This window comes from Rheinheimera riviphila (assembly GCF_004005945.1).
Classification (GTDB): domain Bacteria; phylum Pseudomonadota; class Gammaproteobacteria; order Enterobacterales; family Alteromonadaceae; genus Pararheinheimera; species Pararheinheimera riviphila.
This window is the reverse complement of the sequence record NZ_SACS01000001.1, coordinates 39779-54377: the sequence shown is the minus strand read 5'-3', so window position 1 is coordinate 54377 and position 14599 is coordinate 39779. Positions and strand designations below refer to the sequence as shown.

The following is a 14599-nucleotide window of genomic DNA, read 5'->3' as shown; positions in this document are numbered from 1 at the left end:
GATTAGCTGCGAACCGGCGGTGTTAATACTGTCGGTGTTGGCAGCGGATCCAGCTCCGGATAATCCAGTGTGTAATGCAAGCCCCGACTTTCTTTGCGCTCCATCGCGCAGCGGATGATGAGCTCAGCTACCATCGTCAAATTACGCAGTTCCAGCAAGTTATTACTGACCCGGAAATGACGGTAATACTCTTCGATTTCGCGTTGCAGCAGCTCGACCCGGTGTAATGCCCGTTCCAGTCGTTTGGTGGTGCGGACGATGCCAACAAAGTCCCACATAAATAACCGCAGTTCATGCCAGTTGTGGGTGATCACCACTTCTTCATCGGAATTGCTGACCCGACTTTCGTCCCATTGTGGCAACTTCACCAGGGCGGTATTGGCGGTGAGATTGGCCAAAATATGCCGCGCAGCACTTTGCGCAAACACCACACATTCCAGCAACGAGTTACTGGCCATTCGGTTAGCGCCGTGCAAACCGGTATAAGCCACTTCGCCAATAGCGTATAAGTTGGCAATATCGGTCTGACCATTCAGGTTAGTCATCACGCCGCCACAGGTGTAATGCGCTGCGGGCACCACCGGGATTGGTTGTTTGGTGATATCAATACCGACACTTAAGCATTTGGCGTAAATGGTCGGAAAGTGTTCAATAATAAAGTCTTTTGGCTTATGACTGATATTGAGGTACACACAAGCAACGCCTAACCGTTTCATTTCAAAATCGATGGCGCGGGCGACAATATCGCGGGGAGCCAGTTCGGCGCGTTCGTCAAAATCCGGCATAAAACGACTGCCATCCGGTCGCTGCAAATAAGCACCTTCGCCGCGCATGGCTTCAGTGATCAGATAATTCTGTGCTTCCGGATGATATAAACTGGTTGGGTGGAATTGATTAAATTCCATATTGGCTACCCGGCAACCAGCGCGCCAAGCCATAGCAATGCCATCGCCGCTGGCGACATCCGGATTGCTGGTATACAGATAAACCTTACTGGCACCGCCGGTGGCAAGGGCGACAAAACGCGCGGCAATCACTTCAACTTGTTCGGAATTGCGATTCCAGACATAAGCGCCATGACAATGTTGCCCTGGCAGGCCGAGTTTTTCGGCGGTGATTAAATCAACCGCATTGTAGTTTTCCAGCAAGCGGATATTCGGATGGGATTTCACCTGGTCAACCAGGGTGATTTGCACCGCGCGGCCGGTGGCGTCAGCGGCATGTAAAATGCGGCGATGGCTATGGCCACCTTCACGGGTTAAGTGGTATTTCAGTACACCATCTTCGTCGCGATATTGGTCAAAAGGCACGCCTTGTGCGATTAACCATTCCATCGCGGTTTTGGCATGTTCAGCGGTAAATTGCACGGCCGCTTCATCACAAAGGCCGGCGCCGGCAATTAAGGTATCGCTGACGTGGGAGTCAATACTGTCGTTTTCATCAAATACTGCCGCAATGCCACCTTGTGCGTATAAGGTGGAGCCTTCGCGCAATGGCCCTTTGCTGAGCACAATGACGCGAAGCTGATCGGCCAGCTGTAATGCCAGTGATAAACCAGCCGCGCCACTACCGATAATTAAAACGTCACATTGATGTTCTTTTTGCTGTTGCATGCGATACACTTATCCGACAAAAACCAGTTCTGACGATGACGAATTCACAAAATTTTCGTCCGGTTGAGCGGCTTGATCCCCGCAGTAATCCTCAGCTTTATGACATTCAGTGCGGCCAGGATCAATCTATTGTAACTTTTTTATCTATTAAACCGAACTTTTTCATCCCGGCTTCGTCATATGGTTACGTTTGACTTGAGCCGGTTGCAATTTTAAGCAGTAAGCAGAACAGGGGACAAGCTCGGATGAGCGAGCAAGAATTGGATTGGCAAATTGTCCAGCGCGTACAACAAGGGGATAAAGCAGCTTTTAATCTGCTGGTAAAAAAATATCAGCACCGGTTGGCGAACTTAATTTCAAGGTACGTCTCTAATCATGGCGACGTGGCAGATGTAGCACAAGAAGCCTTTATCAAAGCTTACCGTGCATTGCCCGGATTTCGTGGTGACAGCGCCTTTTATACCTGGTTGTATCGAATTGCTGTGAACAGTGCAAAAAATTATCTGGTGGCGAATGGGCGCAAGCCGCCGTCCACCGACGTAGACGCCGAAGAGGCAGACTCTTACGAAGGAAGTGATGCATTAAAGGTACAGGATTCTCCGGAGAAGCTACTCTTAACCGAAGAAATCCGCCATGTGGTATTTGATACGATTGAAAAACTGCCGGAAGAATTACGCATAGCAATCACCTTGCGTGAAATGGATGGTCTGAGTTACGAAGAGATTGCTGAAGTAATGGGATGTCCGATAGGCACAGTGCGAAGCCGGATTTTCCGGGCTCGTGAAGCAATTGACACCCAGCTGAAGCCTTTAATCAGCTGACCAATATAAAAGACAGGAACATGTATGTCGTCTGAAAAACAAGATTGGCTTTCTGCCGCGAGTGATAATCAAGGCATCAGTGCGCAACAGCTCGACTCTTTGTTACAAGACCCGGACTTGCAACAACAATGGTTACGCTACCAGATGATAGGTTCCGTGATCCGCAAAGAACTTCCGGAGCAGATTGATACAGATTTTACCAACCGTTTTGAAATGTTACTTGAGCAAGAAGAAACGCATCAGTTGCAGCCTGAAGTTCAGGTTCAGTTACAACCGGTCATGGTCACTTCGACATCACGCTGGAACAGATTCAAAACTTCGGCCAACAAGCCGTGGATGAAATCAGTGATGCAAGGCGCCATTGCCGCCAGTGTTGCTTTAGTTGCGGTTGTTGGTGTACAGCAGAATCAGCAATCACCTGATGATGCCCTGACGTCACCTTTGCCCGTGTTGCAAACCCGGCCAATTGGCGGTGTCGCGACACCGGTGAGTTTAAGTCAGACGACGGTTGATTCACGTTTTGCGGCACAAGAGCAGCAATTAAAGCTTGAACAGCAACGTCGTTTGCAGGAATTGATGCAGGCACGTCAGCAGCAGATCCGGTTGATGGAACAAACCGCCGCTCAACGCAAAGCTGCGGAATCAGCCAAGCCAGGTGTTGAGCAACAACCTCACGGAAACTAGAGCGTGTTGACTATTGGTGGATATTTTTGCAGCAGTTTGGCTGGCTTTTATGCAAGGCATCGCCCGCGATCTGTAGTAGTTCTACATGAGCGGGCGATAACGCCGCAGAAAGGTCAGTGCGCTCTATTCATGCCAGCATTTTTCTGGTGGGTCGTTTTGCTGCTGTTGGCGTTGCCAGCAGCCGCAAATAACGACGGTTGGCTGCAGTTCGAACGTAGCCAACAAGCCGTAAGACAATTTAACTTCGACCTGACCTTTGTGCAGGTTCGCGCCAATCAAATTAATACCTACCGCTGGCTGCACGGAGTGCATCAGGCTGAAGGTGCGCTGCCAGTAAAAACTGAACTCGAACAACTCATTCCGCAGGATCTAGCCGGTACCGATACCTTTCGCCGTGGTGATCGTGTTTATTATTCGACGCCCGATAGCCCGGTTCAGGTGACGATGAATCACTATATCAAAGAACTTCCGGCCATTTTATTTCACAATCAACTTGAGATTATGAAGCTGTACGATGCGGTACCTGGCAGTAGCACGTCATTGTCGGGCCGCACCGCTCAATTGTTGCGTTTAACCGCTTTGGCGGGCAGTCGTTTCAGTTATTGGTTGTGGCTGGATGCAGAAACCGGTTTTCCACTGCGTGTTGATACTGTCGATGTCGACAATCAGGTACTTGAGCGCTGGATGGTGGTGCATTTACAAGTCAAGCCAACCTTACCGCCGGAACTTGCGCAGCTGATGACGGCTGAATTACCTGGTGAACCGGTGATGTTACCTGAAGCAACGGTTCAGACGAATAATCAGTTTGCGCTGAATTGGCTACCGGATGGGTACCAGCTGTTAAGTCAGCAACTGCCGGTGATGACTAACAACGGCAAGATGTTGGCATCCTGGTTATTGACCGATGGTTTGCATCAGATTTCAGTCTTTGTGCAGCCTGGTGCGGGTGTACCCACTCAAGCCTATCGCGATGGCGCTACGACCATTTTGGTACAGCCGAAGCAACAAGTTGATATTACCGTGATCGGGCCGCTTGATGTCGAGCTGGCACGTCGGCTGGCAGATGCCGTACAATAAGCGGCTATACCCGTCATCCTTAAAGATTCGGGGTTGTTGCCTTCGTTCGTTCGCTGAAGCGTCAGTCCGACCCAGTCACATAGGACAACTATGCTCCGGGCCGGGCTGGCGGTCCAGTCTCACGATCTCGTCGCCTACCCGAATCTTCAATGATTTAGGGTATACATACCCTAAAAATGTAATACGGCAATGCAGTTCCGGAGATCCGCAAAATGGTAGAAGAAATTGCCACCGTGGTGCAAATAGAGCCTGCCGGTGTCTGGCTACAAACCAAAGTGGTCAGTAGTTGTCAGTCCTGCAGCGCCAATGACAGCTGCACCAGCGGTGTGGTGGCGAAAGCTATGACGCGCCGTGACTACCGGTTTTTCCTGCAGCATACAGAAGCTGATGAGGAGCTCTTGGTCGGACAACAGGTACGGATCGGTATTGCCGAAGACGTGTTAGTGAAATCGGCTTTACTGGTGTATTTATTGCCACTGGTGCTGTTTATCGGTGCATTGGCATTGGCATTTTATGGCGGCTGGAGCGAAGGTGGCCAGTTATTGGCGGCTATGGTTGGTGGATTCGCCGGCATGTTGCTAGCCCGCAAACTCAGTTCCGGGATTGGCTCTGTGCAGCAACAAGTACATTTGTTGGCGGTATTGCCCAATTTGACTATTCAAAACCAATAATTCACTGGTCATGGTTGTCCGGTTACAACTTCCGATTTTTGTCATATCCATAATGACAATGCACTGCGCGGCCTTGTTCTGGCGCAAAGCCAAAGAACACATAGCATCCAAACACTAATTCAAGTACAATTCGCGGCAATTTTAATCTGTGGTCAGGATCGTGCAGTAGCATTTGCAGCAGCGTCGATCGGCCAGTCAGCTCAGTTTTATATTGGAAAAAATGGCAAAAATATCTCACATCCGCAATTTCTCGGTCATTGCTCACATTGACCATGGTAAATCGACTTTATCGGATCGTTTGATCCAGTTCTGCGGCGGTTTATCTGACCGTGAAATGCAGGAACAGGTGCTGGACTCCATGGATCTGGAGCGTGAACGCGGCATCACCATCAAAGCGCAAAGCGTTACCCTGAATTACACCGCCAAAGACGGCGAAACTTACCAGCTGAATTTTATCGACACGCCAGGACACGTTGACTTTACCTATGAAGTCAGCCGTTCTTTAGCCGCCTGTGAAGGTGCGTTATTGGTGGTAGACGCTGGTCAGGGCGTAGAAGCGCAAACTGTTGCCAACTGCTACACCGCCTTAGAAATGAACCTGGAAGTACTGCCGGTTCTGAACAAAATTGATTTACCACAAGCTGAACCAGAGCGGGTTGCTGAAGAGATTGAAGACATCATCGGTATCGAAGCCATTGGCGCCGTGCAATGTTCGGCCAAAACCGGTTTTGGTATTGAAGACGTGCTGGAAACCATCGTTAAAGGCATTCCTTGCCCGGAAGGTGATGTCAATGCGCCAACCCAAGCGCTGATTATTGACTCCTGGTTTGACCCCTATCAGGGCGTAGTGTCGCTGGTGCGGGTGAAACACGGCACTATTCAGGCGAAAGACAAAATCAAAATTATGTCGAGCGGTGCCGTTTATGAAGTAGATAAAGTCGGTATTTTCACGCCAAAAGCCAAAAACACCGGCATTTTGAGTACTGGTGAAGTTGGTTTTGTGATTGCCGGTATCAAAGAAATTAAAGGCGCGCCGGTCGGTGATACTTTAACGCTGTCGAAAAACCCGGCGACCGAAGTGTTGCCTGGCTTTAAACGGATCAAACCTCAGGTTTATGCCGGCGTTTATCCAGTGTCTTCAGACGATTACGAAGATTTCCGCGATGCGCTGGAAAAATTAAGTCTGAACGATTCTTCGTTATTTTATGAGCCAGAAAGCTCGAGCGCTTTAGGTTTTGGCTTCCGCATTGGTTTCCTCGGTATGTTACACATGGAAATCATTCAGGAACGTCTGGAGCGTGAATACGATCTGGACCTCATTACCACAGCGCCAACCGTGGTTTACGAAGTCCTGACCAAAGCTGGCGAGCTGGTGATGGTCGACAATCCAAGTGACTTGCCGCCGGTGGGTAACATCGACGAAATTCGTGAGCCGATTGTTGAGGCGCACATTCTGGTACCACAAGAATACTTAGGCAACGTCATTACGCTGTGTATCGAAAAACGTGGCGTGCAGATGAATATGACTTACCACGGCCGTCAGGTCGCGGTGGTCTATGAACTGCCAATGGCCGAAGTGGTGATGGACTTCTTCGACCGGTTAAAATCAACCAGTCGTGGTTATGCATCTTTGGATTACGCTTTTAAACGCTTCCAGTTATCTGATATGTCGCGGGTTGATATTCTGATCAACGGTGAGCGCGTGGATGCACTGGCGATTATCAGCCATAAAGATTTCGCCCAGGGCCGTGGTCGCGAACTGGCTGAAAAGCTGAAAGAACTGATCCCACGCCAGATGTTTGATATTGCGATCCAGGCCGCGATTGGCAGCCACGTGATTGCACGGACCACCGTCAAACAATTACGGAAAAACGTTTTAGCGAAATGTTACGGTGGCGATATCAGCCGGAAGAAAAAGCTTCTGCAAAAACAAAAAGATGGTAAAAAACGAATGAAGCAAGTCGGCAACGTCGAAGTGCCGCAGGAAGCGTTCCTAGCCATTCTGAAAGTCGGTAAATAAACCCGGACAGACGGCAAAGCAGTTGCTTTGTCGTCTGGTTACAGCTGGTAACAATAAAATGCGTGCTTGATGGCAGCGCGCAGGTCAAATCAGCGGTAAGCTCCCGAATTCCAGACAGTAACTTCTGAACAGTAACGAGGATTGGATTTTTCATGGCAGGGTATTTTGCAATTTTTTTAGTCGCACTGACCATTGGCAGTGGTTTGATTTGGTTGTTTGATGCTGTGGTCCTGGCACCAAAACGTAAAGTAAAACTGGTGCAGGCAGAAGTTGCTGCCGGGGCCAAGCTGACCGATGAAGTGAAACAGCAGATTGCACCGCAGTCTTACCTTGCGGAAACGGCGCAGTCGATTTTTCCGCTGATTGCCATCATCACCATTTTCCGCTCATTTTTGTATGAACCCTTTCAAATTCCATCAGGTTCAATGATGCCGACCTTGTTGGTTGGTGATTTTATTCTGGTCGAAAAATATTCGTATGACGTCAAAGACCCGGTCTGGCGGAAAACATTGCTGGAAACCGGTAAGCCTGATCACGGCGACGTGGCGGTGTTTAAATATCCGGAGCAGCCGACTGTTGATTTTATCAAACGGGTGATTGGCTTGCCGGGTGACCGGATTGTTTATAAAAACAAACAGTTGTATATCCAGAAAGCTTGCGATAAGTCGGCCGCACAGCCTTGTCCAACGCTGGAACCGATGCGGCAGGAATTAAAATCGGAAGGTGAGTTCTTTTTAGGACCTTATCCATTAAAACGCTTTACCGAACAAGGCCCGGCAGTCAGCTATGACATTTTACAAAATGCCATGTTGCCAGAACCTATTCACAATTATTATCGCCAGCCAGGGACCGAGACCACCGAGTTCCTGGTACCGGAAGGCCATTATTTTGTGATGGGTGATAACCGTGATAACAGCCGTGACAGCCGGTTCTGGGGTTTTGTACCAGAGCAATTTTTGGTTGGCAAAGCGGTATTAAAATGGATGAGCTTTGAATTCACTGAAGATCCAAATAGTTGGGTGCCAGGTTGGGTACCGGTTGGGGTTCGGTTTGAACGCCTGGGTGCTATCGAATAAGCATTCAGCATCAAGCTTAAGTTTCGTTTTCAACGGCCAGCACTGCTGGCCGCTGTATTTGATGGACTGACTAAGTTTATCGCAGTGCGCGTGGCTGAACTCGCAGGAATTTCAGCAGATCAGCAGCTACGCTGATAACACTGCACAACCGCAGTTCTCGGAAATACAGTGCAGAAATATCAATAAAACCTTTGCTACCTGGTGGCAAGGGGCTAGCTGCCAGCGTTTTGCTGCGGCGGGTCATTTTAAGGAAAGGCATGCAAGTATCTTTAGTTCCATTGCAAAAAAAGCTGGGTTACCAGTTTCAGCAGCAAGCGCTGCTGGAGCAGGCATTAACCCATCGCAGCTGCAAAGGGCAACATAACGAACGGCTGGAGTTTTTAGGCGACGCCATTTTAAGTCTGGTGATCGCCGAGGCTTTGTACCAGAATTTTCCAAAAACCCGTGAAGGTGATTTAACCCGGATGCGGGCGTCCTTGGTCAAAGGCGTGACTCTAGCTGAAATCGCCAAAGAATTGAATATTCAGGAGTTTCTGCGATTAGGGCCAGGCGAGCTGAAAAGCGGTGGTTCCAGACGTGAATCGATCCAGGCCGATGCGGTGGAAGCTATTTTAGGTGCAATTTATCTGGATGGTGGCGCTGAAGCTTGTCGCGAGCGGATATTGCAGTGGTTTGGCAGCCGATTGCTGAGCATTCAGCCTGGGGTGCAAAAAGATTCAAAAACCTTGCTGCAGGAATTTCTGCAAGGTCGACGTCTGGCGTTGCCGATGTATGAAGTCACTGAAATTCTTGGTGATGCGCACGACCAGACTTTTACCGTGAAATGTTCAGTGGAAGGGATGACCGCTGTGATTGCCTCTGGCAGTTCTCGTCGCAAGGCCGAGCAGGATTGTGCTCAGCTGGTGTTGGAACAATTAAAAAATGAAAGTTGAAATGCCTCAAACCAGCGGTGAAACCTTCGCCGGACTGGTCGCCATCGTTGGTAGGCCGAATGTCGGTAAATCGACTTTATTAAACCAGTTGATTGGTCAAAAAGTCAGTATCACCTCGAAAAAACCACAAACTACCCGTCATCGGATAGTTGGTATTGATACTGTTGGCCAGTACCAAACGGTCTACGTCGATACGCCGGGTTTACACACTGAAGAAAAACGCGCCATCAATCGCCTGATGAACAAAGCCGCTGCCAGTTCAATTCTGGACGTCGAGCTGGTGATTTTTGTGGTCGAAGGCACCCGCTGGGTCGAAGACGATCAGATGGTGCTCAACCGGCTGATCGCGGCGAAAAAGCCAGTGATTTTGGTGGTGAATAAAGTCGATTTGTACAAAGACAAAGAAGAGTTATTGCCGCATTTGCAGTGGCTGAGTTCACAGCTGTCATTTTTACAAATTATCCCGTTGTCGGCGGAAAAAGGCACTAATGTCACTGCGCTGCGCGAAACTGTGCAGCAGCAATTGCCACCTTGTGAGTTTTTCTTCCCGGAAGATTACATCACCGACCGCTCGCAACGGTTTATGGCTTCCGAAATCGTTCGTGAAAAGCTGATGCGGTTTTTAGGCGACGAGTTGCCGTATGCGGTGACCGTGGAAATTGAACGCTTTAAGTGGGAAGAAAAACACTACCACATCGCGGCATTAATTCTGGTGGAACGTGATACCCAAAAACGGATGGTGATTGGTAAAGCCGGTGAGCGGATTAAAACCATCGCGTCCGAAGCGCGTAAAGATATGGAAGATTTGTTCGAACAGCCGGTTTTCCTGCAAATGTGGGTGAAAGTGAAATCGGGCTGGGCTGATGATGAACGCGCCTTACGTAGTCTCGGTTACGGCGAAGACTAAAGATGCTGCAAGGCTTTGCGCCGGCTTATCTGCTGCACAGCATCGCCTTTCGTGACGATAAGCTGTTGCTGGATTTGTTATTACCCGAGCAAGGCAGGCTGCGCGCTGTCGCCAGAAGGCCAGGTAAAAAACAAGGCGGGCGCAGTCACTGGCCACAGTTTGCGTTACTTGCGGTGCAGTTAACCGGCCGCGGTGAGCTCAAAACAGTCCGCGCTTTGGAAGAACAACAACCGGCATTGCAGTTTCAGGGCGATTTTTTATTTAGCGCCATGTACCTGAATGAATTGCTTTGCCGTATCTGGCCACAAGACGTTGGTAGTGATCAGTTATTCGCCTTGTATCAGCACAGCATTCAGGCACTGGAAGCGGCGCAGCCGCATCCGGGTTTGCTACAACCGGTGCTACGTAATTTTGAACTGGCGTTGCTAACTGAACTCGGTGTGCCGGTAGATTTAGAATTTGATGCGCTGCAACAACCACTCGAAGCTGAAGCCTTATACCAATGGCAACCAGAAGCCGGTTTTATTCGTACCGGGACTGCAGCCGTAGGTCAGGTTATTTCCGGCTCCGGTTGGTCTGGCGATAGTTTGCTGGCAATCGCCCGGCAACAGTGGCACGACGATGCACTGCGCGTGGCCAAGCAGCTGAGCCGCACTTTAATGCAGCCTTTGCTTGGCAATAAGCCGCTAGCCAGCAGAGCGCTATTTCATCGATAATACAATTTTTAGCCGGAGATTTTTTTGATGCAACCGATTTATTTAGGCGTCAACATCGACCATGTCGCCACCGTCCGCCAGGCCCGTGGCAGTCAATATCCGGAGCCAGTGCATGCTGCATTACTCGCCGAGCAAGCCGGCGCCGATGGCATTACCGTGCATTTACGTGAAGATCGCCGTCATATTCAGGATCGCGATGTATTTTTGCTGCGCGAAACCATTCAAACCCGGCTGAATTTTGAAATGGGTGTCACCGATGAAATGCTTGGCATTGCGTTAAAGCTCAAACCCCATTTTTGCTGTCTGGTGCCGGAAAAACGCCAGGAGCTGACCACCGAAGGCGGTTTGGATATCGTTGGCCAGTTCAGCAAAATCGACAGCGCGGTGAAGACCTTAGCGGCTGAAAATATTCTGGTGTCATTGTTTATTGATGCCGATTTTAAGCAAATTGATGCGGTGGCCAAAGCTGGCGCGCCTTATATCGAAATTCATACCGGCGCTTATGCCGATGCCACCTGCCCGAAAACGCAACAAGCTGAGCTGGAACGCATTCGTGCGGCCGCTGAATATGCCGCATCCTTAGGCATTGTCGTCAACGCCGGTCATGGTTTGCATTTTCACAATGTGCAGGCGATTGCGGCTATTCCGCAAATGTATGAACTGAATATTGGTCATGCGTTAATAGCGCGGGCCATTTTCACCGGCTTAGGCCCGGCGGTAGCGGAAATGAAACGACTGATGGTGGAGGCGCGTCGCTAATGGCGATTGTGGGGTTGGGTACCGATTTAGTTGAAATTAGTCGGATTGAACAAAGCCTGGCCCGTTCACCGCGGTTGGTGCAGCGGGTGTTAACGGCGAATGAGCAGGCGATTTACCAGCAGCATGCCCAGCCAGCGCGCTATTTTGCTAAACGTTTTGCCGCCAAAGAAGCGGCGTCCAAAGCGCTTGGCACCGGGATTGGCCGGGGAATTTCGTTCCAACATTTTGAAGTCAGCAATGATGAATTTGGCCGTCCGGTGTTGACGCTAACCGATGCTGCCAAAACTTTGGCTGAGCAACTGGGTGCACAAAAAACCTGGTTGTCGATCACCGACGAGCAAGCTTTTGCCTGTGCGACAGTGATTTTTGAAAGCTAAATCATTTTTCTACAGATTGACCAAACCCGCCTCTACCAAACCCAGTGTTTAGCTTCCAGCAACAACGACTGCAGCCGGTCCTGCAACTCAAACAATTCCGGCTCCAGCTGATCCACCGTTTTGCCTTGTTTCAGCTCGGTTTCCAACAGCTCTGTTAACTGCTTTAACTGCGGCACCCCAACATAACAAGTGGCGCCGTGTAGTTTATGCACCAACTGAATGAGCGGCTCCACTTGATCGGTTCGCACCAGCAATTCCAGTTCGCTCAGCGTCGGCGGCAAACTTTGCAGAAAAATCTGCAGCATCTCCTTGGCCAAATCAATTTTTCCGGCGGCGCAGTGCAATGCCAGTTCCCAGTCAATTTGCCGGCTTTGTGGCAAATTCAGCGTCTGCACTGGCGGCTGTTCCTGCTGCCGTTGTGGTAACGGCGGTACATGTGGGCAACATTCTTTTAGCGCAAAATGCAGCATTTGTTCATCGAGCGGTTTACTTAAAAACTCGCTGAAACCCAAAGACATTAGCCGCTCCCGCTCACCATCCAAGGTATGTGCGGTGACGGCAATAATCGGCGTCGCTTCATTCAAACTGCTTTGTTGGATCCGCTGACTTGCCGTGACGCCATCCATCACCGGCATATTAATATCCATAAAAATCACATCGTAGTGTGACTGCGACGCTTTTTGCCAAGCCTCAGCACCGTTGTGGGCGGAATCGATGCTTTCTACCAGCTCCCGCAGCAGCGTATTAATCAGCTTCAGATTGGCTTCGTTGTCATCCACCGTCAGTACTTTAAGCTGACTTTTTGGTGGTAGCGGGATGTTTTGTACAGGCAGTGGGAACTGGCTTTGATAAGGCCGCGCCAACGCCGTGGCCAATTTACGCTGATGCGCCGGTTTGGATAAACAGGCCTGGGCGCCGCTTTGTAGCAGAGCTTCGCGCAAATTCGGCGATAAGGTATTAACAAGTAAATAAATATGTTGGCAAGACTGACTGAGCTGCCGGATCAATTCCACCAATTGATTGACCTGATCTAAAGACACCGCGCGGCCGATAATCGCCATATCAAATTTTTGACGCTGACTCAGTGCCTGCTGCAGCTGTCCTGGCGTGGCACAGGCCGAAACCTGCATGCCCCAGCTATTGAGTAACGACAGGGTGCTTTCCCGCGAAAACTGCTGTGGTTCTATGTATAACACGGTTTTTTGCTGCAGCACTGCCGTTGGTAAGGCTTCAGAAACGCTCAACGGATGGCGGCGACAAACCACGGTAAACCAGAAGGTCGAACCTTGATCCTGCTGACTGTCAAAGCCAATGGTACCGTTCATGGCTTCGACCAGACGCTGCGAAATAAACAAGCCTAAACCGGTGCCGCCATAACGCCGACCAACACTGCCATCGGCCTGCGAAAAACCATAAAACAGCTGCTCTTGTTGTGCCGCAGGAATACCAATACCGGTATCTTGCACCGAAAATTTTAAGGTGACTTTGTCGTCGTTAAGGTCGGTGGCCAGCACTTTCACCACAATGCTGCCTTGTTCGGTGAATTTAATCGCATTACCGGCAATATTCAGCAGCACCTGATTAATTCGCAGCGGATCGCCAATGATGTCGTCCGGACAAGCCGGATCAATCAACAACGCCAGTTCCAGTTGTTTTTCAAAGGCATTGGCCGCCAGCAATTCAATCGAATCATTGACCATATCGCGCAGCGAAAATGGCTCCGGGTTGATCGGCATCCGGCCTTCTTCCAGCTTGGAATAGTCCAAGACGTCGTTGACCAGCGTTAATAAACTATTGGCTGATTTTTGAATGGTATTGAGGTAATCGAGTTGATGGTGCGACAGTTCAGTTTTCAGCAGTTGCCGGGTAAAACCAATGACACCGTTCAGCGGTGTCCGCAGTTCGTGGCTCATTTTCGCCAGGAATTCTGATTTTAATTTGTTGTCTTCCTGCGCTTTACGCCGCGCTAAATCCAGCGCCACGTTTTGCATTTCCAGCTGCTCCATGGTGTGAAACAGGTCGCTTGTGGATTGATCAATAGTGTGCTGCACATCATCTTTGTAGCGTTTTAATTCAATGGCGAGTTGATTAATCCCAAGGCGCATCTGATCCAACTCGCCAAAAAACGGTTGCTCCAGATCGCTGGTAAAACGCCCTTCAGCCAATTTGTCGATTTGGTTGTTCAGTTGCTGCAATGGCGAGGTCAGCCGGCCTACCAACCGCAAGCTCAGCACCAGTCCGATACTCATCCCCAGCAGAATAATCAGCAGTGAAACCAGCATCGAGGTTTGTTGGGCCAGCAGCACTTTGTCCTTTTGCAGCTCGACGACGACAGTGCCGAGCTGGCCTTCAGTTTGTAAAATACGACCGAGCTCGTTGGAAGGCGTCGCCGCGTTCAGCGCCAGTTCGTTGATATGGCTGGCTTCCAGCTTCACCGGCACCCGAATGATCAACCAGTCGCCATGATCGTCAATCAGGCTTTGGCTCAGCGGTGCCGAACCTGCTGGTGGTGTCAATTTAGTAAAGTCTTTGTGTAAATTGGAGGTGGCGACGAGGCGGTGATCATGGTCAAAAATGGCGATGCTTTTCACCAATGGCGAATTTTTACGGTGGCTGATATTTAAAAGGCGCTGCAGATGTTGGGTATTGCCGGACAATAAGCCTTGTTCACTGGCGATGGCCAAAGGCTCGGCAATATTGCTGGCCTGATCTTCGAGGTGCAGCTGCAAATCGTGATAACGGGCGTGACTAAAATACCCACCCAGGCAGAGGCTGATTAATAAAGTCGGGACTAAAGTAATCAGTAATATCCAATCGCGTAAACCAATCTTCGTCATCTTGTCTGCCGCTTGCTACAATGGTCAGCTGAACTGCCATCATGACATAAGCACAGCAAAAAACCTACGATCGCCGACCGGCGATCCAGCGTTAAGCACAGTGCACCCA

General features: G+C 49.9%; 13 protein-coding genes. 11 read left to right on the top strand and 2 right to left on the bottom strand.

What is annotated here, in order from left to right:
• Positions 1–2: 2 nt before the first annotated feature.
• Positions 3–1613 (bottom strand): L-aspartate oxidase, encoded by a 1611-nt coding sequence (gene nadB / locus EOE67_RS00235; RefSeq protein ID WP_127697060.1) that lies wholly within the window; start codon positions 1611–1613, stop codon positions 3–5.
• Between the two features lie 245 nt (positions 1614–1858).
• Between nadB and rpoE the strand changes: the two genes are divergently transcribed.
• The 11 genes from rpoE to acpS all read left to right on the top strand — a co-directional run bounded on the left by rpoE (position 1859) and on the right by acpS (position 11653).
• A complete protein-coding gene (rpoE, locus tag EOE67_RS00230; RefSeq protein ID WP_068067028.1) occupies positions 1859–2434 on the top strand; it encodes an RNA polymerase sigma factor RpoE in 576 nt (191 codons plus the stop codon).
• A 24-nt stretch (positions 2435–2458) separates the two neighbouring features.
• Positions 2459–3118 carry a sigma-E factor negative regulatory protein gene (locus EOE67_RS00225; protein ID WP_127697059.1) on the top strand — a complete coding sequence of 220 codons (660 nt, stop codon included), beginning with the start codon at positions 2459–2461 and terminating at the stop codon, positions 3116–3118.
• Positions 3119–3247: 129 nt separating this feature from the next.
• On the top strand, positions 3248–4195 hold the full coding sequence (locus EOE67_RS00215; protein ID WP_127697058.1) for a MucB/RseB C-terminal domain-containing protein: 948 nt from the start codon (positions 3248–3250) through the stop codon (positions 4193–4195).
• 212 nt (positions 4196–4407) lie between these two features.
• A complete protein-coding gene (locus tag EOE67_RS00210; protein WP_127697057.1) occupies positions 4408–4866 on the top strand; it encodes a SoxR reducing system RseC family protein in 459 nt (152 codons plus the stop codon).
• 220 nt (positions 4867–5086) lie between these two features.
• Positions 5087–6886, top strand: a complete 1800-nt coding sequence (gene lepA, locus EOE67_RS00205; RefSeq protein ID WP_127697056.1) for a translation elongation factor 4 — start codon at positions 5087–5089, stop codon at positions 6884–6886.
• 152 nt (positions 6887–7038) lie between these two features.
• Positions 7039–7962 (top strand): signal peptidase I, encoded by a 924-nt coding sequence (lepB, locus tag EOE67_RS00200; RefSeq protein ID WP_127697055.1) that lies wholly within the window; start codon positions 7039–7041, stop codon positions 7960–7962.
• A 257-nt stretch (positions 7963–8219) separates the two neighbouring features.
• Positions 8220–8894: a ribonuclease III gene (rnc, locus tag EOE67_RS00195; protein WP_127697054.1), complete on the top strand. Its 675-nt coding sequence runs from the start codon at positions 8220–8222 to the stop codon at positions 8892–8894.
• The gene (gene era, locus EOE67_RS00190) at positions 8884–9801 is read left to right on the top strand and encodes a GTPase Era (protein ID WP_068067013.1); all 918 of its coding nucleotides are present in this window, start codon (positions 8884–8886) and stop codon (positions 9799–9801) included. The genes rnc and era overlap by 11 nt, the downstream gene beginning before the upstream one ends.
• Positions 9802–9803: 2 nt before the next feature.
• Complete coding sequence (gene recO, locus EOE67_RS00185) at positions 9804–10517, top strand: DNA repair protein RecO (RefSeq protein WP_127697053.1); 714 nt, start codon at positions 9804–9806, stop codon at positions 10515–10517.
• Positions 10518–10544: 27 nt separating this feature from the next.
• A complete protein-coding gene (gene pdxJ, locus EOE67_RS00180; RefSeq protein ID WP_127697052.1) occupies positions 10545–11276 on the top strand; it encodes a pyridoxine 5'-phosphate synthase in 732 nt (243 codons plus the stop codon).
• Positions 11276–11653 carry a holo-ACP synthase gene (acpS, locus tag EOE67_RS00175; protein ID WP_127697051.1) on the top strand — a complete coding sequence of 126 codons (378 nt, stop codon included), beginning with the start codon at positions 11276–11278 and terminating at the stop codon, positions 11651–11653. Before pdxJ ends, acpS begins: the two co-directional genes overlap by 1 nt.
• A 32-nt stretch (positions 11654–11685) precedes the next feature.
• On the opposite strand, the gene barA is transcribed toward acpS, so the two are convergent.
• Positions 11686–14490: a two-component sensor histidine kinase BarA gene (barA, locus tag EOE67_RS00170; protein ID WP_127697050.1), complete on the bottom strand. Its 2805-nt coding sequence runs from the start codon at positions 14488–14490 to the stop codon at positions 11686–11688.
• Positions 14491–14599: the final 109 nt, after the last annotated feature.